This window comes from Herbaspirillum sp. C9C3, from assembly GCF_013359625.1.
Taxonomy (GTDB): domain Bacteria; phylum Pseudomonadota; class Gammaproteobacteria; order Burkholderiales; family Burkholderiaceae_D; genus Herbaspirillum.
Genome location: NZ_JABFMQ010000002.1, coordinates 58,170 through 75,837, shown reverse-complemented (window position 1 = coordinate 75,837; position 17,668 = coordinate 58,170). Strand labels below are relative to the sequence as shown.

General features: G+C 61.5%; 22 protein-coding genes. 17 read left to right on the top strand and 5 right to left on the bottom strand.

Features of this window, described 5'->3' with window-relative positions:
- Positions 1-81 precede the first annotated feature (81 nt).
- A complete protein-coding gene (locus HNO82_RS02655; protein WP_175342652.1) occupies positions 82-1,230 on the top strand; it encodes an FAD-dependent monooxygenase in 1,149 nt (382 codons plus the stop codon).
- A 123-nt stretch (positions 1,231-1,353) separates the two neighbouring features.
- On the top strand, positions 1,354-2,001 hold the full coding sequence (upp, locus tag HNO82_RS02650) for a uracil phosphoribosyltransferase (RefSeq protein ID WP_175342651.1): 648 nt from the start codon (positions 1,354-1,356) through the stop codon (positions 1,999-2,001).
- A 91-nt stretch (positions 2,002-2,092) separates the two neighbouring features.
- Here the strand turns inward: upp and HNO82_RS02645 are convergent, their stop codons facing one another.
- The 4 genes from HNO82_RS02645 to HNO82_RS02630 form a co-directional block, all read right to left on the bottom strand.
- On the bottom strand, positions 2,093-3,532 hold the full coding sequence (locus HNO82_RS02645) for an NAD(P)(+) transhydrogenase (Re/Si-specific) subunit beta (protein ID WP_175342650.1): 1,440 nt from the start codon (positions 3,530-3,532) through the stop codon (positions 2,093-2,095).
- The gene (locus HNO82_RS02640) at positions 3,529-3,843 is read right to left on the bottom strand and encodes an NAD(P) transhydrogenase subunit alpha part 2 (RefSeq protein ID WP_006461707.1); all 315 of its coding nucleotides are present in this window, start codon (positions 3,841-3,843) and stop codon (positions 3,529-3,531) included. Before HNO82_RS02640 ends, HNO82_RS02645 begins: the two co-directional genes overlap by 4 nt.
- A 60-nt stretch (positions 3,844-3,903) precedes the next feature.
- Positions 3,904-4,266, bottom strand: a complete 363-nt coding sequence (panD, locus tag HNO82_RS02635) for an aspartate 1-decarboxylase (protein ID WP_006461708.1) — start codon at positions 4,264-4,266, stop codon at positions 3,904-3,906.
- An 84-nt stretch (positions 4,267-4,350) separates the two neighbouring features.
- Positions 4,351-5,466, bottom strand: coding sequence for a Re/Si-specific NAD(P)(+) transhydrogenase subunit alpha (locus HNO82_RS02630; RefSeq protein ID WP_175342649.1), 1,116 nt, complete (start codon positions 5,464-5,466; stop codon positions 4,351-4,353).
- A 167-nt stretch (positions 5,467-5,633) separates the two neighbouring features.
- On the opposite strand from HNO82_RS02630, the gene HNO82_RS02625 reads away from it, so the two are divergent.
- From HNO82_RS02625 to bfr, 9 genes are all read left to right on the top strand, one after another.
- The gene (locus HNO82_RS02625) at positions 5,634-6,122 is read left to right on the top strand and encodes an NUDIX hydrolase (RefSeq protein ID WP_008325648.1); all 489 of its coding nucleotides are present in this window, start codon (positions 5,634-5,636) and stop codon (positions 6,120-6,122) included.
- Positions 6,123-6,179: 57 nt separating this feature from the next.
- Complete coding sequence (gene mnmA / locus HNO82_RS02620) at positions 6,180-7,286, top strand: tRNA 2-thiouridine(34) synthase MnmA (RefSeq protein WP_008325643.1); 1,107 nt, start codon at positions 6,180-6,182, stop codon at positions 7,284-7,286.
- 219 nt (positions 7,287-7,505) lie between these two features.
- On the top strand, positions 7,506-7,694 hold the full coding sequence (hemP, locus tag HNO82_RS02615) for a hemin uptake protein HemP (RefSeq protein WP_008325641.1): 189 nt from the start codon (positions 7,506-7,508) through the stop codon (positions 7,692-7,694).
- Between the two features lie 98 nt (positions 7,695-7,792).
- A complete protein-coding gene (locus tag HNO82_RS02610) occupies positions 7,793-8,113 on the top strand; it encodes a hypothetical protein (protein WP_008325640.1) in 321 nt (106 codons plus the stop codon).
- A 46-nt stretch (positions 8,114-8,159) separates the two neighbouring features.
- Positions 8,160-8,387 (top strand): (2Fe-2S)-binding protein, encoded by a 228-nt coding sequence (locus HNO82_RS02605; RefSeq protein WP_008325638.1) that lies wholly within the window; start codon positions 8,160-8,162, stop codon positions 8,385-8,387.
- 9 nt (positions 8,388-8,396) lie between these two features.
- Positions 8,397-9,095 (top strand): energy transducer TonB, encoded by a 699-nt coding sequence (locus HNO82_RS02600; RefSeq protein WP_008325637.1) that lies wholly within the window; start codon positions 8,397-8,399, stop codon positions 9,093-9,095.
- 93 nt (positions 9,096-9,188) lie between these two features.
- Positions 9,189-9,920, top strand: coding sequence for a MotA/TolQ/ExbB proton channel family protein (locus tag HNO82_RS02595; protein WP_039786252.1), 732 nt, complete (start codon positions 9,189-9,191; stop codon positions 9,918-9,920).
- Positions 9,920-10,336, top strand: coding sequence for an ExbD/TolR family protein (locus HNO82_RS02590; protein WP_008325633.1), 417 nt, complete (start codon positions 9,920-9,922; stop codon positions 10,334-10,336). The genes HNO82_RS02595 and HNO82_RS02590 overlap by 1 nt, the downstream gene beginning before the upstream one ends.
- Positions 10,337-10,615: 279 nt before the next feature.
- A complete protein-coding gene (bfr, locus tag HNO82_RS02585; protein ID WP_008325625.1) occupies positions 10,616-11,095 on the top strand; it encodes a bacterioferritin in 480 nt (159 codons plus the stop codon).
- An 87-nt stretch (positions 11,096-11,182) separates the two neighbouring features.
- Here the strand turns inward: bfr and HNO82_RS02580 are convergent, their stop codons facing one another.
- On the bottom strand, positions 11,183-11,797 hold the full coding sequence (locus HNO82_RS02580) for a glutathione S-transferase family protein (protein ID WP_008325623.1): 615 nt from the start codon (positions 11,795-11,797) through the stop codon (positions 11,183-11,185).
- A gap of 241 nt (positions 11,798-12,038) precedes the next feature.
- Here HNO82_RS02580 and purB point away from each other — a divergent pair, with 241 nt between their 5' ends.
- The 6 genes from purB (at position 12,039) to HNO82_RS02550 (ending at position 17,660) form a co-directional block, all read left to right on the top strand.
- Positions 12,039-13,406, top strand: coding sequence for an adenylosuccinate lyase (purB, locus tag HNO82_RS02575; protein WP_034349750.1), 1,368 nt, complete (start codon positions 12,039-12,041; stop codon positions 13,404-13,406).
- A 304-nt stretch (positions 13,407-13,710) separates the two neighbouring features.
- The gene (locus HNO82_RS02570; RefSeq protein ID WP_175342648.1) at positions 13,711-14,235 is read left to right on the top strand and encodes a cytochrome b; all 525 of its coding nucleotides are present in this window, start codon (positions 13,711-13,713) and stop codon (positions 14,233-14,235) included.
- A 64-nt stretch (positions 14,236-14,299) separates the two neighbouring features.
- Positions 14,300-14,872 carry a YceI family protein gene (locus tag HNO82_RS02565; RefSeq protein ID WP_175342647.1) on the top strand — a complete coding sequence of 191 codons (573 nt, stop codon included), beginning with the start codon at positions 14,300-14,302 and terminating at the stop codon, positions 14,870-14,872.
- A 102-nt stretch (positions 14,873-14,974) separates the two neighbouring features.
- Positions 14,975-15,547 carry a YceI family protein gene (locus tag HNO82_RS02560; protein ID WP_008325614.1) on the top strand — a complete coding sequence of 191 codons (573 nt, stop codon included), beginning with the start codon at positions 14,975-14,977 and terminating at the stop codon, positions 15,545-15,547.
- Positions 15,548-15,758: 211 nt separating this feature from the next.
- Positions 15,759-16,394, top strand: a complete 636-nt coding sequence (gene pdxH, locus HNO82_RS02555; RefSeq protein ID WP_008325612.1) for a pyridoxamine 5'-phosphate oxidase — start codon at positions 15,759-15,761, stop codon at positions 16,392-16,394.
- 57 nt (positions 16,395-16,451) lie between these two features.
- Complete coding sequence (locus HNO82_RS02550; protein WP_175342646.1) at positions 16,452-17,660, top strand: class I SAM-dependent methyltransferase; 1,209 nt, start codon at positions 16,452-16,454, stop codon at positions 17,658-17,660.
- Positions 17,661-17,668 lie beyond the last annotated feature (8 nt).

The following is a 17,668-nucleotide window of genomic DNA, read 5'->3' as shown; positions in this document are numbered from 1 at the left end:
GCGCCGGATCAAGCCCGGCCAGCGCGGCTCCGCTACAATGATGCCTTCCTGAATCTTCTGTAGAAGGCATCTCCCGGCATCATGGAATCCGTCGATTTCGACCTGATCATCTGCGGCGGCGGCCCGGTCGGCCAGAGCGTGGCCGGCCTGCTGGCCCGGCGCCAATTGCCTGCCGAGCGCATCGCCCTGGTCGACATGAAGTCGCCCGAGCAAGCCGCCGCCGACCCGCGCACCATCGCCCTCTCCTACGGCAGCCGCCAGATCCTCGACGAACTGGGCGCCTGGAACGATATCGGCCGCAGCGCCACTGCCATCGAACAGATCCACGTCTCGCGCCGAGGCCACTTCGGGCGCACCCTGCTGGACCGCAAGGATTACCAGCTGCCCGCGCTGGGCTATGTGGCGCGCTATGGCCAGGTCAACCGCGCCCTGGCCTCAGCCATCACGCCGCTGGGACTGAGCCTGATGCGCCCGGCCGAAGCGCAGGAGATTGTCGAGGAAGACGATCACGTCGCCGTCACCCTGAAGGATGGCCGCGTGCTGCGCGCGCAATTGCTGATCCAGGCCGAGGGCGGTGTCTTCGGCGAGCAGCAGCAAAAGACTTTGCAGCGCGATTACCATCAGTTGGGCATCATCGCCCACGTGCTGGCCGATGGCGTCATCGCCCATCGCGCCTTCGAACGCTTCACCGATGAAGGCCCGCTGGCCCTGCTGCCGCAGGACGACGGCTATGCGCTGGTCTGGTGTGTGCGCCCGGCCACCGGCGAGCAATTGATGGCGCTGGACGATGCGGCTTTCCTGGCGGCCTTGCAGCGCACCTTCGGCCAACGGGTCGGCCGCTTCACCCGCATCAGCGCGCGCCATGCCTTCCCGCTTGGCTTGAATGCCCGTCCCGGCCAGAGCCGGCGCGTGGTGGCCATCGGCAATGCCGCGCAAACCCTGCATCCGGTAGCGGGCCAGGGCTTGAACCTGGGCCTGCGCGATGCCCGCGTGCTGGCCGACGTGCTGGCGCGCGAGATTTCTCCCCAAGCCTTGCAGGCGTTCGAGCGCCAACGCGGCCAGGATCGCGGCCTGACCATCCGCCTGACCGACCTGATGGCCCGCATCTTTGCCGGATCGCCCCAGGGCTCGCCTCTGCAGGCCGCCCTGGGCTTGTCCCTGGGCGCCATCGACCTGCTCCCGGCAGCACGCGGGCTGCTGGCGGAACAGATGATGTTCGGTCGCCGATGAGGTGAACAATGCTGCATATGCGCGACGTCCTGTCGTCGCGCAGGCGGTCAGGAAATGCGACAATGCTGACTTGCGGCGCCCGCCGCTCCACTGAGCACTCCATCCAGCAGACACGCATTTGCCATGAAACAAGACCCGCGCTTCAAGAATCTCTTCATCCTCGACCACCCGCTGATCCAGCACAAGCTGACGCACATGCGCGACAAGCGCACCTCCACCCGCACCTTCCGCGACCTGCTGCGCGAGATCACGCTGCTGATGGGCTATGAAATCACGCGCGACCTGCCGCTGACCACCGAGACCATCGAAACCCCGCTGGTAACCTATGAAGCCCCGGTGATCGCCGGCAAGAAGCTGGCCGTGGTGCCGGTGCTGCGCGCGGGCGTGGGCATGAGCGATGGCCTCCTGGAACTGATCCCCTCGGCGCGCGTGGGCCATATCGGCGTCTATCGCGACGAGAACCACAAGCCGGTGGAATACCTGGTGCGGCTGCCCGACCTGCAAGACCGCATCATGATCCTGTGCGACCCGATGGTGGCCACGGGCAACTCGGCCGTCTATGCCGTGGATGCGCTCAAGAAGCGTGGTGTGCCGGCTTCGCACATCGTTTTCGTGGCGCTGGTGGCGGCCCCGGAAGGCGTACAGGTGTTCGCTGATGCGCATCCGGATGTGAAGCTTTACGTCGCTTCTCTGGATTCCCACCTGGATGAGGATGCCTACATCGTCCCAGGACTGGGCGATGCGGGGGATCGCATTTTTGGTACCAAGTAAGCGGCACTCTCCGCCTGGGCTGAAGCAAAGAAAAACGGGCTGCGCAATCACTGCGCAGCCCGTTTTTCATTTCTGCTGGAGCAGACCAGACTCAGTCCACCGCCTTGACCATATCCTCGATGACCTTCTTGGCATCGCCAAAGACCATCATGGTCTTGTCCATGTAGAACAGTTCATTGTCCAGGCCGGCATAACCGGCGGCCATGGAGCGTTTGTTCACGATGACGGTCTTGGCCTTGTAGGCTTCCAGGATCGGCATGCCGGCAATGGGTGACTTGGGATCCTTCGCCGCCGGGTTGACCACATCGTTGGCGCCCAGCACCAGCACGACGTCGGCCTGGGCGAATTCGCTGTTGATGTCTTCCATCTCGAACACCTGGTCATACGGCACTTCGGCTTCAGCCAGCAGCACGTTCATGTGGCCGGGCATGCGACCCGCCACCGGGTGGATCGCGTATTTCACGGTCACGCCGTTGTGGGTCAGCTTTTCGGTCAATTCCTTCAGTGCGTGCTGCGCACGTGCCACGGCAAGCCCGTAACCCGGCACGATGATGACGGTTTCTGCATTTCCCATCAGGAACGCCGCATCATCGGCCGATCCCGACTTGACGCTGCGCTGCTGCTGCGCCCCGCCACCGGCGGTCGCCGTCTCTCCGCCAAAGCCGCCCAGGATCACGTTGAAGAAGGAGCGGTTCATCGCCTTGCACATGATGTAGGAGAGGATCGCTCCGGATGAACCCACCAGCGAACCCGCGATGATCAGCATGGAGTTGTTCAGCGAGAAGCCGATACCCGCCGCTGCCCAGCCGGAATAGCTGTTCAACATCGAGACCACCACCGGCATGTCCGCCCCGCCAATCGGGATGATGATGAGCACGCCCAGCGCAAAGGCGATGGCGGCCATGATGATGAAGGGCAGCCAGTTTTGCGTCAGCACGAAGATGATGCCGAAGCCGATCATGGCCACCGCCAGCAGCAGGTTCAGGAAATGCTGGCCGGCGAAGTTGACCGGCGCCCCCTGGAACAGGCGAAACTTGTACTTGCCCGAGAGCTTGCCGAAGGCGATCACCGAACCGGAGAAGGTGATGGCGCCCACGAAGGTGCCGATGAACAGTTCCACCCGGTTACCCACGGGGATCAGTTGCCCGTGCGCCGAAATGCCCAGCGCCCACGGCTCGGCCACCGCCGCCACCGCGATACAGACCGCCGCCAGACCGATGAGCGAGTGCATCGCCGCCACCAGTTCGGGCATCTTGGTCATCTCCACACTGCGCGCCAGATAGGCGCCGATGCCGCCACCGACGATCACGCCACCGGCCACCAGCAGGTAACCGATGTCGCCGGAAGGATTGCCGCCCTCGCCCTTGAGCTTGACGATCAGCGCCAACGTGGTCAGCACCGCGATGACCATGCCGGCAATGCCGAAGCTATTGCCACGACGCGCCGTGGCCGGGTGCGAGAGGCCCTTCAAGGCCTGGATGAAACAGATCGATGCGATCAGGTACAGCAGGGTCACCAGGTTCATGCTCATGCTTGTTCTCCCGACTTGGCCTTGGGCTCTTTCTTCTTGAACATTTCCAGCATGCGCTGGGTCACCATGAAGCCGCCGAACACGTTGACCGCCGCCAGCGCCACGGCCAGCGTGCCGGCGATGCGGCCGACCGTGCCTTCAGTGAGGCCCGCCGCCAGCATGGCGCCGATGATGATGATGGCCGAGATGGCATTGGTCACCGCCATCAGGGGCGTGTGCAAGGCCGGGGTCACCGTCCAGACCACGTGGTAGCCGACGTAGATGGCCAGCACGAAGATGATCAGGTTGATGATGGTGTGGCTGACTTCCATGGTGTTCCTCCTTGTGAGGCAGCCCGCCGGTGAAACGGGCCGCATGGTTCTTGTCGAGGGTCAGATTGCCTTGAGGCTGGTGATGCGGTTCTTGTCGTCCACGAAGACCACCTTGGGCTTGTAGGTGGCGACTTCTTCATCGCTCATCGGGGCATAGGTACAGATGATGAGCAGGTCGCCCAGGTGCGCCAGGCGGGCAGCCGCGCCATTGAGTGAAATCTCGCCGCTGCCGCGCTTGCCGCGAATGGCATAGGTGGAGAAACGTTCACCATTGTTGACGTTGTAGAGTTCGATCTTCTCGAACTCGCGGATGTCGGCCGCTTCCAGCAGGTCTTCGTCGATCCCGCAGGAACCTTCATAGTTCAGGTCGCACTGGGTGACCGAGGCGCGATGGATCTTGGCGCGCAGCATGATGCGTTGCATGGACTTCTTCCTTCTTGATTCTGAATGTAATGGACTTGAGGGGGGCTAAACGCCCGGGTTTTCTGCCGACCCGGGCCGGCAGATTCATTTGCGCAGGATCTCGCCGCCCTGGCAGAGCAGCGTGGCCGCGACGATATCGTCTTCCTTGTTGATGACCAGCTTGCCCTCGGCGTCGATGATCAGCTTGAGGAAATCCAGCACGTTGCGCGCATACAGCGCCGAGGCGTCGGCTGCCACCAGGGCCGCCAGATTGCCTTCGCCGATGATGTGCACGCCGTGCTTGATGACGGTCTTGCCGGGTTCCGACAGGGGACAGTTGCCGCCCTGGTCGACTGCCATGTCCAGGATCACTGAACCGGGCTTCATGGCCTTGACCGTGTCTTCGCTGATGAGCACCGGTGCCTTGCGGCCGGGGATCAGGGCGGTGGTGATGACGATGTCGGCCTGCTTGGCGCGTTCGTGGACCAACTCGGCCTGGCGCTTCATCCAGTCCGCAGGCATGGGGCGGGCATAGCCGCCCACGCCCTGGGCAATTTCTTTTTCTTCCTCGGTCAGGAAGGGCACGTCAAGGAATTTGGCGCCCAGCGATTCGATCTGTTCCTTGACCGCCGGACGCACGTCGGAAGCCTCGATCACCGCCCCCAGGCGCTTGGCCGTCGCAATGGCTTGCAGGCCCGCCACCCCGGCGCCCATGATCAACATGCGCGCAGCCTTCACGGTGCCGGCTGCTGTCATCAGCATGGGCATGAAGCGCTGATAGGTGTTGGCGGCCATCAGCACGGCCTTGTAGCCGGCAATGTTGGCCTGCGAGGACAGCACGTCCAGCGATTGCGCGCGGGTGGTGCGGGGTGCGGCTTCGAGAGCGAAGGCGGTGAGGCCGGCGGCGGCCATGGCGGCGATGTTGTCGGCATCGAAGGGATTCAACATGCCGATGACCACGGTGCCCGGCTTGAGGCGAGCCCGTTCGGCCTCATTGGGGGCGCGCACCTTGAGCAGGATCTCGGCGGTGTAGACGGCTTCGGCGCTGCCGATGCTGGCACCGACGGCCACATAGGCCTCGTCGGGAATGCTGGACTTCACCCCGGCGCCGGACTCCACCATCACTTCGTGCCGGGCCGCCACCAGTTTCTTGACGGTTTCGGGGGTGGCGGCGACACGGGTTTCGCCGTCCCGGCTTTCGGCGGGGATCGCTATCCTCATTCCTGACTCCTTTTTTTGTGGATTCTTGGCCCAATCTTACACGACTCGCCTTGCCGGGCGAGAAATTGTCCAGCCTGCAAGAAAGCCGCGCGATGCCGCGCCACAGCGGCGCTGGCGCTGAAGAATGGGCCTCGACAGGGTAAAATGAGGGATTCACGAGGTCATCAATGTCTGAAGTCTGGAAACCCTCTGTCACCGTAGCCGCCATCATCGAGCGCGACGGGCGCTTTCTGATGGTGGAAGAACATAGCGCCGGCGGGCTGCGCATCAACCAGCCGGCCGGCCATCTGGAACCGGGCGAATCCCTGATCGAGGCGGCTGTCCGCGAGGCGCTGGAAGAATCGGCGCATGTCTTCACACCCACGGCGTTGGTGGGGACTTATCTTTCGCGTAACGTGTCGTCCTCGCGCGGTGGCCTGTCGGTCACCTACCTGCGCTTTGCCTTTGCGGGAACGGTCGGCGAGGCCCTGGACCGGCCGCTGGACGAGGGCATCGTGCGTGCCGTCTGGATGACACGCGACGAACTGGCGGCCTGCGCCGGACGACATCGCAGCCCATTGGTGTTGCGTTGCGTGGACGATTACCTGGCCGGCCAGCGCGCAGCGCTGGAACTGGTGCATACGGATCCCAGCGCCATCGGCACCCTGCCCGCCTGACGCGGGCGCATCACCTGGCGGACCTCTTTACGGGAGGCCGCATTGAACGGAAACAACATGAGCAAGAAAAGAGTAGTCATCGGCATGTCGGGCGGCGTGGATTCGTCGGTATCGGCATGGCTGCTGAAGGAACAGGGCTATGAAGTCATCGGCCTGTTCATGAAGAACTGGGAAGATGACGACGATTCGGAATACTGCTCCACCCGCGAAGACTGGATCGACGCGGTCAGCGTGGCCGATGTGGTCGGGGTGGATATCGAGGCAGTCAATTTTGCTTCCGAATACAAGGATCGCGTCTTCGCCGAATTCCTGCGCGAATACCAGGCTGGCCGCACGCCCAATCCGGATGTACTGTGCAATGCCGAGATCAAGTTCAAGGCTTTCCTCGACCATGCCATGAAGCTGGGGGCCGACCTGATCGCCACCGGCCACTACGCGCGAGTGCGCCAGGGGCCGCAGGGTGACTTCCAGCTGCTCAAGGCGCTCGACGCCAGCAAGGACCAGAGCTATTTCCTGCATCGCCTGAACCAGGAGCAACTCTCGCGCACCGTCTTCCCCTTGGGCGAGATCCACAAGACCGAAGTGCGCAAGATCGCCGAGCAGTTGCAACTGCCCAATGCGAAGAAGAAGGACTCGACCGGCATCTGCTTCATCGGCGAGCGGCCTTTCCGTGAATTCCTGAACCGTTATCTTTCCTACAAGCCCGGCCCCATCAAGACCGCCGATGGCAAGACCGTGGGTGAACACGTGGGCCTGTCCTTCTATACGCTGGGCCAGCGCAAGGGCATCGGCATCGGCGGCCTGAAGGCGCACCAGAACGCCGATGGCCATGGCGATGCCTGGTACGTGGCGCGCAAGGATGTGGACAACAACACCCTCTATATCGTCCAGGGACATGAGCATCCCTGGCTGCTCTCGCCGACGCTGTCGGCCGGACAGATCAGCTGGGTGGCCGGCCACGCGCCGCAACTGCCGGCACTGTCGGCCAAGACGCGCTACCGCCAGGCTGACGTACCCTGTGGCTTTGCCGATGCCGGCAGCAGCTTCTCGCTGGCCTTCGACACGCCGCAATGGGCGGTCACCCCGGGACAGTCGGCAGTGCTGTACGACGGCGACGTCTGTCTGGGTGGCGGCATCATCGAAAGCGCTGCCCTGCCGGACTGATCTTTCATCAAGGCAATTCTTGAACGCCCCGTGCGCGAACTTCGCGGCGGGGCGTTTTCTTTTGGGCAAGCTTGACAGCCTTGTTAGCCTTGAAGTGTTTCCCGCAAGACCCTAAATGATAAAAATTATCAATCAGGGCGATAAAAGGACTTGCAATCCCGCCGCAAATCGCAAATAATCTAAATAAGAATTGTTCGCATTTAATAGGAGGTGATTGTAATGAGCCAACTGAACGACAACAGCATGGACCGTCGCAACAAGCCGGGCACGACCGCCAACGGGACTCCGATCACACGCATCAAGAGCACGGACCTGTTCCGTCAGATGCGCGAACTGGAGATCGATCATGGCGGCCGCATCTACAAGCTGCGGCTGACGCAGTTGAACAAGCTGATCCTGACGGCGTAAGCCGGCAGCATCAAGACCAGGTGGATCCATAAACAGGCCAGCCAGTGTCGTCCGTCATGACGCACCGCCAGCCAAGCTAGCCCAGCGAGGAGAGTTTGATGGTCAACGAGAACATGACGTCCACATTCGTGGAACCGAGCAACGCACCGGCCCAGCCTGAACTTCTGGTGTCCGCCGTGCTGCATCTGATGTCGCACTACACCGCCAACAACAGCCAGGAAACGCAGAGCTGCGTGAAGCTGGCTTCGGTGATCGAAAGACACCTGAAGGCGCTGGCGGATTTGCCCAATCTGGCACCGGTGCTGCGGGCGACCTGCCAGCAGTTGTCGGAACAGTGGGCGCATGTGGTGGAACGGACGATGCCGCCGCAGGAAAAATTCAACTTCTTCTCGCGCATGGTTGCAGGAGCGAGATCCTAGCCATCGTCAAGACAAGAGCCTGATGAAGCAGGCAGCAAGGCGTAAAATGATCGTATGTGTTTGTAACAACATCTCTGAAGGCAAGATCCATCAGGCGGTCGACGCAGGCATGACCTCCATGGCCGAGCTGCGCAAGCAGCTTGGCGTGGGGACTTGCTGCGGCAAATGCCATTCCTGCGCCAAGAACGTCCTGCGCGAATGCCTCAGCAGTTCCCGTCAAACACAGCAAGGTGCGCGTCCGATGGTGTTCCATCCCTCGCTGGTCGCCGCCTGATTCAGATCAATGAACGCCATTTCACCGTCTCTCATGAGTATCAGCCCACCCAGCGCCCTGATGCGCCAGGCACGCAAGATCGGCCCCCTGGGCCTGATCATCCTGTTGCACATCGCCTTTTTCTGGGCGCTGCAAAGCGGCCTGGTCCACCAGGTTGCCAGCGCCGTCCCCAAGGAAGTGATCGCCACCTTCATCGTCCCCGAGAAGGCGCCCGAACCCGCGCCGCCCAAGGCCGAGCCGGCCCCGCCCAAACCGGTGAAGATCGTCAAGAAGGTCGTGACCCCGCCCAAACCGATCCCGGTGACCGAAACCCCGGCCCCGACCGCCATCACCGCACCGCCCCAGCCGCCGCAACCGGCTGCGCCCGCGCCGCAGGTGGCCGCCGAACCGACCCCGGCCCCGGCCGCCCCACCCGGCCCGGTACTGCCCAAGCAGATCACCTCCGGCATCGAATACATCGAGAAGCCCAACCCGACCTATCCCAGCGTCTCGCGCCGCATGGGTGAAGAAGGCGTGGTGGAGTTCCGCGTGACGGTCAACACCAGCGGTCGTGCCGAAAAGGTCGAGATCACCAAGTCTTCCGGTTATTCGCGCCTGGATGATGCTGCCCGCAACGCCATCATGCGTGCCGTCTTCAAGCCGTACATCGAAAACGGCCGTGCGATCACCGTCAGCACGGTCGGCAGCCTGGCCTTCCGCCTGAACTGAGCAAAGCATCTGGCCTGGCCGGGGTTTTCCCGGCCAGGCAGTCATTTCGTTTCATCATTCCCCATCTGATAGCCAAAAATAGAAGGAAACATCATGGAAGTTAGTCCGTACGGATTGGAAAGCCTCTGGGCCCAAGGCGATTTCGTTACCAAGGGCGTCGCCGTCCTGTTGCTGGCCATGTCGATTGCGTCCTGGTACGTGATCTTCACCAAGGCCTTCCAGCTGCTGCGTTTCCGCAAGGCCTCGGCCGCTGCCGGTCACCAGTTCTGGGATACCACCAGCCTGCCGGAAGGCGTAGCCACCTTGGGTCATGACAATCCCTTCGCCGAAGTGGCCAAGGCCGGTGTTACCGCCATGAGCCACCACACCGCCCACAAGGGTCACCTGCATGACCAGCTGTCAGTGAGCGACTGGGTCACCCTGTCGCTGCGCCAGGCCATCGACGAAGCCTCCGGCAAGCTGCAGACCGGCATGGCCGTGCTGGCCTCGGTCGGCTCGACCGCACCCTTCGTTGGCCTGTTCGGTACCGTCTGGGGCATCTACCACGCGCTGGTGTCCATCGGCACCACCGGCCAGGCCAGCATCGACAAGGTCGCCGGTCCCGTGGGCGAAGCCCTGATCATGACCGCCCTGGGTCTGGCCGTGGCCATTCCCGCCACCTTCGGCTACAACGCTCTGGTGCGCGGCAACAAGACCACCATCGCCAAGCTCAACAAGTTCGGCTTCGACCTGCATGCCCTGTTCGTCACCGGTGCCCGTGCGGCCGGTGAAGATGGCCAGCCCAATGGCGGCAAGGCCAAGCTGACCGCCGTCGGGAGAGCATGATGGGCATGGGTTCCCTGTCCGATTCGGACGACGATTTCAATCCCGAGATCAACACCACGCCGCTGGTGGATGTGATGCTGGTCTTGCTGATCATCTTCATCATCACCATCCCGGTGATGAACCATGCGGTCAAGATCGATCTGCCCAAGGCCAGCAGCCAGCCGGACCAGGTCAAGCCGGAAAGCATCAATCTTTCCATCGACGCGGCCGGCAACGTGTTCTGGAATGAGGAAAAGATCGACAGCAGCGCATTGAGCGTGCGCATCGCCACAGCGGCACAAAAGCAGCCGCAACCCGAAATCCACCTGCGCGCCGAGCGCACCACCCAGTATGAAAAGGTGGCGCAGGTGATGTCGGCCGTGCAATCCGGGGGACTGACCAAGATCGGTTTCGTGACCGATCCTGACAAGAAGTAATCCCCCATCGCAAGCCCACCAGGGACTGCTGCCCGGCAAGGCGCATCCCCGCATGCGCCTGCCAGGCGGGCCTGCTCCCGGAAAACCTCCCTCGCGTCGCGAGGGAGGTTTTTTTTGATTTTCAGTCAACGAGACAATCAAGGTAAGAATGATTACTGCTAATTCTTGATGAACAATCAAACCAACTCGACTATCATCCGACCGTCCGCGGTCCGGCAGCTATACGTCACCCATAATTAACGCGGTTTTCCTCTCACATCATTTTTAAAGGTAATCCCCATGAAAGGCGATCCCGCAGTCATCAAGTTGCTCAATGCTCAACTGACCAATGAGCTCACCGCCATCAACCAGTACTTCCTGCATGCGCGCATGTACAAGCACTGGGGCCTGGACAAGATCGGCGCCAAGGAATACGCCGAATCCATTGGCGAAATGAAGCACGCTGACAAGCTGATCGACCGTATCCTGATGCTCGATGGCCTGCCCAATCTGCAAGCGCTGCACAAGCTGATGATCGGCGAAAACACCCAGGAAATGCTGCAATGCGACCTGAAGCTGGAACAGGCGGCCCACAAGACCGTCAAGGAAGGCATCGCCACCTGCGAGCAGCATGGCGATTACGTCTCGCGCGAACTGTTCCAGATGATCCTGGACGACACCGAAGAACACATCGACTGGCTGGAAACCCAACTGGATCTGATCGACAAGGTCGGCATCCAGAATTACCTGCAAAGCCAGATGTCCCCGGCCAGCGAGTAATCGCCAGCCCCGGGCAAACAAAAAGCGCGCTCATCCGGGCGCGCTTTTTTCATGGGTCCATCACCAGGACGGCAATGTTGCCATGCCTCACAGATGCGGCACGGTCTCCTTGAAGCTGGCCCGTTCCGACACTTTGTCAAACAGGCGTGCCAGCTGGGGATGATCCTCGCGCCACGCCAGGTCCGGGAAACGGAATGCCAGCCAGCCCAGTGCACAACCCACGGCCACGTCGGCCAGGGTGTAGTGGTTGCCCACGCAGAAGGGCTTTTCCCCCAGGCCATCGGCCATCGCCTTCAACGACGCCTCGACCTTGCTCCATTGGCGCTTGATCCATTCCGGACTCTGTTGCTTGGTTGGACGCAAGGTCTTTTCCAGACGTACCAGCACGGCCGCATCCAGCGCGCCGTCGGCCAGCGCCTCCCAACACTTGATCTCGGCGCGTTCGCGACCGTTCGGCGGCAGCAGCTTGCCTACCGGCGTGAGAGTATCGAGGTATTCGACGATCACCCGCGAATCGAACATGGCACCGCCATCATCCATCAACAGGCAGGGCACCTTGCCCAGCGGATTGCTTTCCTGGATGGTGGTCGATGCACTCCAGACATCTTCCAGGAGGAATTCGTAATCGATCTTTTTTTCGGCCATCACGACGCGCACCTTGCGCACGAACGGACTGGCATTGGAGCCGATGAGTTTTAGCATAGCGTGTGGAGTAATGATCTCGTTCGATTATAACATTCGCATTTCCTGACAAATTTATGAAGAATCAAGCCAGGAACGGAAAGCAACGGTCCCTGCGGACCGCACCGGACGGGAAAATTGGGCCGTCCGGCGTGCCGATGGTAAAATGCTTGGCTCGGGCGGTTCGGGTTTTGGCACAAAAGCCTGCCAAAACTCGCCAATCTTCAGTCAACGCATCTCATCCGTTTTCATCTTTTCCATCATGTCCCTCTCTGCTCTCTCGGCCCTGTCCCCGCTGGATGGCCGCTACGCCTCCAAGACCGATCAACTGCGTCCGCTGCTGTCTGAAGCGGGCTTCATGCACCATCGCGTGAAGGTCGAGATTGCCTGGCTGCAAGCGCTGTCCGAAGCCGGTTTTGCCGAGATCAAGCCGTTCTCGGCCCAGGCGCGCGCGCTGCTGGACAAGCTGGCCGCCGACTTCACCGAAGCCGACGCCGCCCGCATCAAGGAAATCGAAGCCGTCACCAACCACGACGTGAAGGCGGTCGAATATTGGCTCAAGGAAAAAGTGAAGGATGTGCCCGAACTGGTGGCCGCTTCCGAATTCATCCACTTCGCCTGCACCTCCGAAGACATCAACAACACCTCGCACGGCATGATGTTGAAGGCCGCGCGTGACACCGTGCTGCTGCCCTCGCTGCAAGCCGTCATCGCCAAGCTCACCGCGCTGGCCCACGAACACGCCGCCGTGCCGATGCTCTCGCGTACCCACGGCCAGCCGGCCAGCCCGACCACCCTGGGCAAGGAAGTGGCCAACGTCGTGGCGCGCCTGCAACGCGCAGCCAAGCGCATCGCCGCCGTCGAGATCCTGGGCAAGATGAACGGTGCCGTGGGCAACTACAACGCCCACCTGTCGGCCTACCCGCAGACCGATTGGGCCGCCTTCTCCAAGGATGTCGTGGAAAAGCGCCTGGGCCTGACCTTCAACCCCTACACCATCCAGATCGAGCCGCACGACTACATGGCCGAGCTGTTCGATGCCGTGGCCCGCACCAACACCATCCTCTTGGACCTGAACCGCGACATCTGGGGCTACATCTCCCTGGGCTACTTCAAGCAGCGCACCAAGGCCGGCGAAATCGGCTCCTCGACCATGCCGCACAAGGTCAATCCGATCGACTTCGAAAACTCCGAAGGCAACCTGGGCATGGCCAATGCGGTCCTGAAGCACCTGGCCGAGAAGCTGCCGGTCTCGCGCTGGCAGCGTGACCTGACCGATTCCACCGTGCTGCGCAACATCGGCGTGGGCTTCGGCTACACCCTGCTGGCCTACGACAGCTGCCTGCGCGGCCTGAACAAGCTGGAAGTGAATCCGCAACGCCTGGCCGACGACCTCGACGCCACCTGGGAAGTGCTGGCCGAGCCGGTACAGACCGTCATGCGCCGCTATGGCATCGAGAATCCGTATGAGCAACTCAAGGAGCTGACCCGCGGCAAAGGCATCTCCAAGGACGCCCTGCGCGACTTCATCAATGGCCTGGCCATCCCGCAAGAGGCCAAGGATCATCTGCTGGCCATGACCCCGGCCAATTACATCGGCACCGCCGTGGAACTGGCCAAGCAAATCTGATCGTTCCTCTTCAAGATCCACAAACTGAACGAATGGCGCACAGCAATGTGCGCCATTTTTCATTTATGCCATCAAAATAGTGAAGCATTCTTAGGATTACTCGCAAAACCGGACGGCTGAAGTGCCATTTCAGCGAGTAATGCGAGCAGCCAAAGCTCTTTATACTCGGCAAGGTCAAAAAAAGTGGCATGATCGCCTGCCGCCAGGAATCTTTCGGGATTTCTCGACGCCAGCCCGGCCCGCCCGCCTGCAGAACCATTGCAGAGCCAGCCGCTCCAAATGCCACCTACGCTCGCCACATCCTATGGAACGCTATACCAAACCCGCCGTGCTGCTGCACTGGCTGATTGCCCTGTTGATCATCTCCGCCTTCGGTCTGGGACTGACCATGGTCAACATTCCCGGCCTGACGCCGACCAAGCTGAAGTATTTTTCCTGGCACAAGTGGCTGGGCGTGACCGTGCTGGCCCTGGTCTGCGTGCGACTGCTGTGGCGTCTCACGCACAAGGCCCCGGCCTATCCGGCCAACATGCCGGGCTGGCAGCAATCGGCCGCGCATGGTCTGCACCTGGGGCTGTATGTGCTGATGTTCGCCATTCCGGTCTCGGGCTATTTCTACAGCCTCTCTGCGGGCGTTCCGGTGGTGTATCTCGGCGTGGTGCCGCTGCCGGTGCTCATGGCCCCCAGCCCTGAGCTCAAGCCGCTGCTCAAGGAGGTGCACTACTGGCTCAACATGACCCTGCTGGCCGCCTTTGCCCTGCACGTGCTGGCTGCGCTGAAGCATCAGTTCATCGATCGCGACAATATCTTCAAGCGCATGCTGCCCTGATGCCCTGCAAGCCGCTTGTTACGCAAGAACATTCATATTGCTCGTTTTTTTTACGGAACCCGACATGACCGCCACTTCCTCCCTCCACTTCCTCAAGCCCACCCTGCTGGCCCTCGCCACGGCCTGCTTCACCCTCTCCGCCCAGGCGGCCCCGCTCAAGGTGGATGCCGCCAAGAGCACTGTCGTCGCCACCTTCAAGCAACTGAACGTGCCGGTCGATGCCAAGTTCAAGAAGATCAACGCCGCCATCGACTTCGACGCCGCCAAGCCGGAACAGGGCAAGGCCTCGGTGGACATCGACGTCTCCAGCTTCGACCTGGGTGAAGCCGAGTACAACAAGGAAGTGCAGAAGAAGGAATGGTTCAACGCCGCCCAGTTCCCCAAGGCCAGCTTCGTGAGCAGCAGCATCAAGGCCGCCGGGGCAGGCAAGTATGACGTGGCCGGCAAGCTGACCATCAAGGGCAAGACCACCGATGTCAGCTTCCCGCTGACCGTCAAGAAGGACGGTGCTGCGCAAGTCTTCGACGGTGTGCTCCCCATCAAGCGCCTGACCTACAACATCGGCGAAGGTGAATGGAAGGATACCGGCATGGTGGCCGATGAGGTGAGCATCAAGTTCCACATCGTCGCCCAGTAATTCGACCCGACAACATCACAAGAAGTCGTTCCGCGCCATGACGCACCGCCCTGCAAGGGGCGGGCTCCCCAGCGGTTTTTCTCACTCAAGGAATCAATACACATGAAACTGAATCACCTCCTGCTCGCTCTGCTCACGGCCACTGCCGCCGTCTCCGCCAACGCGGCTGACACCTACAGCATCGACCCCAGCCACACCTATCCCAGCTTTGAAGCGGACCACATGGGCGTGTCCATCTGGCGCGGCAAGTTCGACAAGACCAGCGGTACCGTCACCCTGGATCGCGCCGCCAAGACCGGCACCGTGGACATCATTGTCGACACCGCCTCGATCGACTTCGGCATGGCCAAGATGAACGATCACGCCAAGAGCGCCGACATGTTCGACGTCGCCAAGTACCCCACCGCCGAATACAAGGGCACGATCAAGTTCAACGGCGACAAGCCGGCCACGGTCGAAGGCAAGCTGACCCTGCACGGCGTGACCAAGCCGGTCACCCTGACCCTGAACAAGTTCACCTGCATCCAGCATCCCATGCTCAAGCGCGAAGTCTGTGGCGGCGATGCCTCGGCATCCTTCAACCGCGCCGACTTCGGTATCGACTACGGTGCCAAATATGGCTTCTCGATGGAGACCAAGCTGGCCATCCAGGTCGAAGCCATCAAGACCAACTGATCTTTCCCGGTACGGGCGGGACCTGGTTCCGCCCAGGCCAGGCGTGAAAGCCGATGCGATAATGCATCGGCTTTTTTATTGGCGTGCCTTGCTTGCGATCATGGAGCAATCGGCTGCCAGGCCGCACAATGGCTCGCATTCGCCGTTTTGCTGCTCTGCAAAACATTTTGAAACGCGCTAATCTAGCGCCACTCCCCAAGGAGCAAGAAGCATGTCGTTAGCAGACCTACGTAAAGACTACAGCCGCGCCAGCCTGTCCGAAGTCGACACGGCCGCCGACCCGATAGACCAGTTTGCCGTCTGGTTCGAGGAAGCGACCAAGGCCCAGGTCCCCGAGCCCAACGCCATGAGCGTGGCCACCGTCGGGGCCGATGGGCGGCCTTCTTCGCGCATCGTGCTGATCAAGCAGTTCGATGCGCAGGGCTTTACCTGGTTTACCAACTACGACAGCCGCAAGGGCGTCGATGTAGCGGAAAATCCCTACGTGGCGCTGCTGTTCCACTGGGTAGAACTTGAACGCCAGGTCCGCATCGAAGGAAAGATCGAGCGCGTGAGCATGGAAGAAAGCGACGCGTACTTCTACAGTCGCCCGCTGGCCAGCCAGCTCGGCGCGATCGCCTCGCAGCAGAGCCGGACCGTGGCCAGCCGCGAGGCACTGGAGCAGCAATACGAAACGACCAAGCAACAGTTCGGGGAGCATCCGACCCGTCCGCAGCACTGGGGCGGTTACCGCGTGATTCCCGATCGCATTGAATTCTGGCAAGGCCGCCCCTCCCGCATGCACGACCGCGTGCTCTATACGCGTTCCGATGCGGGCCAGTGGCAACGGCAGCGCCTGCAGCCCTGACGACATCCCCATGCCAGGCAGGGCCGTACAGCATTCATCACTGACGCGGAGGACATCGTGTTTTGGGAAAAGAAGCTAGACGCCTGGGTAGAAAACATTCGCAACGTGTCGGCCCTGCCACTGCGGCTGGAGCTATGGAACGGACAGCATTACGACTTCAGCAGCGGCACGCCCGAAGTCACGCTCAAGGTTCCTCATGCCTCAGCCATCACTTCACTGCTCACGCCCTCGCTGGCCAACCTGGGCGAAGCCTACGTCGAGGGCAAGATCGAGGTCGAGGGCAAGGTCAAGAGCATCATTCAGGTCGCCAACGGCCTGGCTTCCAACACCCTCAAGGCCGAGGGCCGGCTGGGCCGCATGGTGCGCAACGTGACGCACACCAAGAAGCGCGACGCCGAAGCCATCCAGTATCACTACGATGTCTCCAACGACTTCTACAAGTTGTTCCTGGATGAGAACATGGTGTATTCCTGCGCCTACTTCGAGAACGGCGACGAGGACCTCGCCACGGCCCAGCTCAAGAAGATCGACCACATCCTGCAGAAGATCCAGTTGAAGCCCGGCCAGACCCTGCTCGACATCGGCTGCGGCTGGGGCGCGCTGGTATTGCGGGCGGCGCAGAAATTTGGCGCGCGCTGCGTGGGGGTGACGCTCTCCAGGAACCAGTACGCCCTGGCACGTGAGCGGGTGGAAGCGGCCGGTCTCAGCGACCGCATCGAAATCCGCCTGCAGGACTACCGCGACGTCACCGGCACCTTCGACCGCATTACCTCCGTGGGCATGTTCGAGCATGTGGGCATCAAGAATTTGCCGACGTATTTTGCCCAGATCAGGAAGCTGCTGGCCGATGGCGGCATGGCCATGAACCACGGCATCACCAGCACCGACATCGAGAATGGCGAGTCGCCCTATGGCGCCGGTGAGTTCATCGACAAGTACGTCTTCCCCGCCGGTGAACTGCCGCACATCAGCACGGTACTACGGACCATGCAGGAAGGCGGACTGGAAGCCTTTGACGTGGAAAACCTGCGGCGCCACTATGCCCGCACCTGCGGTATCTGGGCCGACAATTTCGAAGCCAATGCCGAGGCCATCCATCGCGTGACCGACGAGAAGCGCTACCGCATCTGGCGCGTCTACCTGGCCGGCAGTGCTTACGGTTTCGAACGTGACTGGATTTCGCTGCATCAGGTCATCTGCACCAAGGCCGGCCGCAGCGCACAGCAGCTGCCCTGGTCGCGCAAGTACATCTACGCACAACAATAAGCATTCGC

Bases quoted from the DNA above. Each gene is read 5' to 3' on its own strand.
- HNO82_RS02655 (WP_175342652.1), top strand. From the start codon at position 82: ATGGAATCCGTCGATTTCGACCTGATCATCTGCGGCGGCGGCCCGGTC.
- HNO82_RS02625 (WP_008325648.1), top strand. From the start codon at position 5,634: ATGTCTGAAGTCTGGAAACCCTCTGTCACCGTAGCCGCCATCATCGAG.
- panD (WP_006461708.1), bottom strand. From the start codon at position 4,266: ATGCAACGCATCATGCTGCGCGCCAAGATCCATCGCGCCTCGGTCACC.
- hemP (WP_008325641.1), top strand. From the start codon at position 7,506: ATGAGCCAACTGAACGACAACAGCATGGACCGTCGCAACAAGCCGGGC.
- HNO82_RS02595 (WP_039786252.1), top strand. From the start codon at position 9,189: ATGGAAGTTAGTCCGTACGGATTGGAAAGCCTCTGGGCCCAAGGCGAT.
- HNO82_RS02605 (WP_008325638.1), top strand. From the start codon at position 8,160: ATGATCGTATGTGTTTGTAACAACATCTCTGAAGGCAAGATCCATCAG.
- purB (WP_034349750.1), top strand. From the start codon at position 12,039: ATGTCCCTCTCTGCTCTCTCGGCCCTGTCCCCGCTGGATGGCCGCTAC.
- mnmA (WP_008325643.1), top strand. From the start codon at position 6,180: ATGAGCAAGAAAAGAGTAGTCATCGGCATGTCGGGCGGCGTGGATTCG.
- HNO82_RS02560 (WP_008325614.1), top strand. From the start codon at position 14,975: ATGAAACTGAATCACCTCCTGCTCGCTCTGCTCACGGCCACTGCCGCC.
- HNO82_RS02590 (WP_008325633.1), top strand. From the start codon at position 9,920: ATGGGCATGGGTTCCCTGTCCGATTCGGACGACGATTTCAATCCCGAG.
- HNO82_RS02565 (WP_175342647.1), top strand. From the start codon at position 14,300: ATGACCGCCACTTCCTCCCTCCACTTCCTCAAGCCCACCCTGCTGGCC.
- HNO82_RS02610 (WP_008325640.1), top strand. From the start codon at position 7,793: ATGGTCAACGAGAACATGACGTCCACATTCGTGGAACCGAGCAACGCA.
- HNO82_RS02570 (WP_175342648.1), top strand. From the start codon at position 13,711: ATGGAACGCTATACCAAACCCGCCGTGCTGCTGCACTGGCTGATTGCC.
- HNO82_RS02640 (WP_006461707.1), bottom strand. From the start codon at position 3,843: ATGGAAGTCAGCCACACCATCATCAACCTGATCATCTTCGTGCTGGCC.
- HNO82_RS02645 (WP_175342650.1), bottom strand. From the start codon at position 3,532: ATGAGCATGAACCTGGTGACCCTGCTGTACCTGATCGCATCGATCTGT.
- HNO82_RS02600 (WP_008325637.1), top strand. From the start codon at position 8,397: ATGAACGCCATTTCACCGTCTCTCATGAGTATCAGCCCACCCAGCGCC.
- HNO82_RS02580 (WP_008325623.1), bottom strand. From the start codon at position 11,797: ATGCTAAAACTCATCGGCTCCAATGCCAGTCCGTTCGTGCGCAAGGTG.
- pdxH (WP_008325612.1), top strand. From the start codon at position 15,759: ATGTCGTTAGCAGACCTACGTAAAGACTACAGCCGCGCCAGCCTGTCC.
- bfr (WP_008325625.1), top strand. From the start codon at position 10,616: ATGAAAGGCGATCCCGCAGTCATCAAGTTGCTCAATGCTCAACTGACC.
- HNO82_RS02630 (WP_175342649.1), bottom strand. From the start codon at position 5,466: ATGAGGATAGCGATCCCCGCCGAAAGCCGGGACGGCGAAACCCGTGTC.
- upp (WP_175342651.1), top strand. From the start codon at position 1,354: ATGAAACAAGACCCGCGCTTCAAGAATCTCTTCATCCTCGACCACCCG.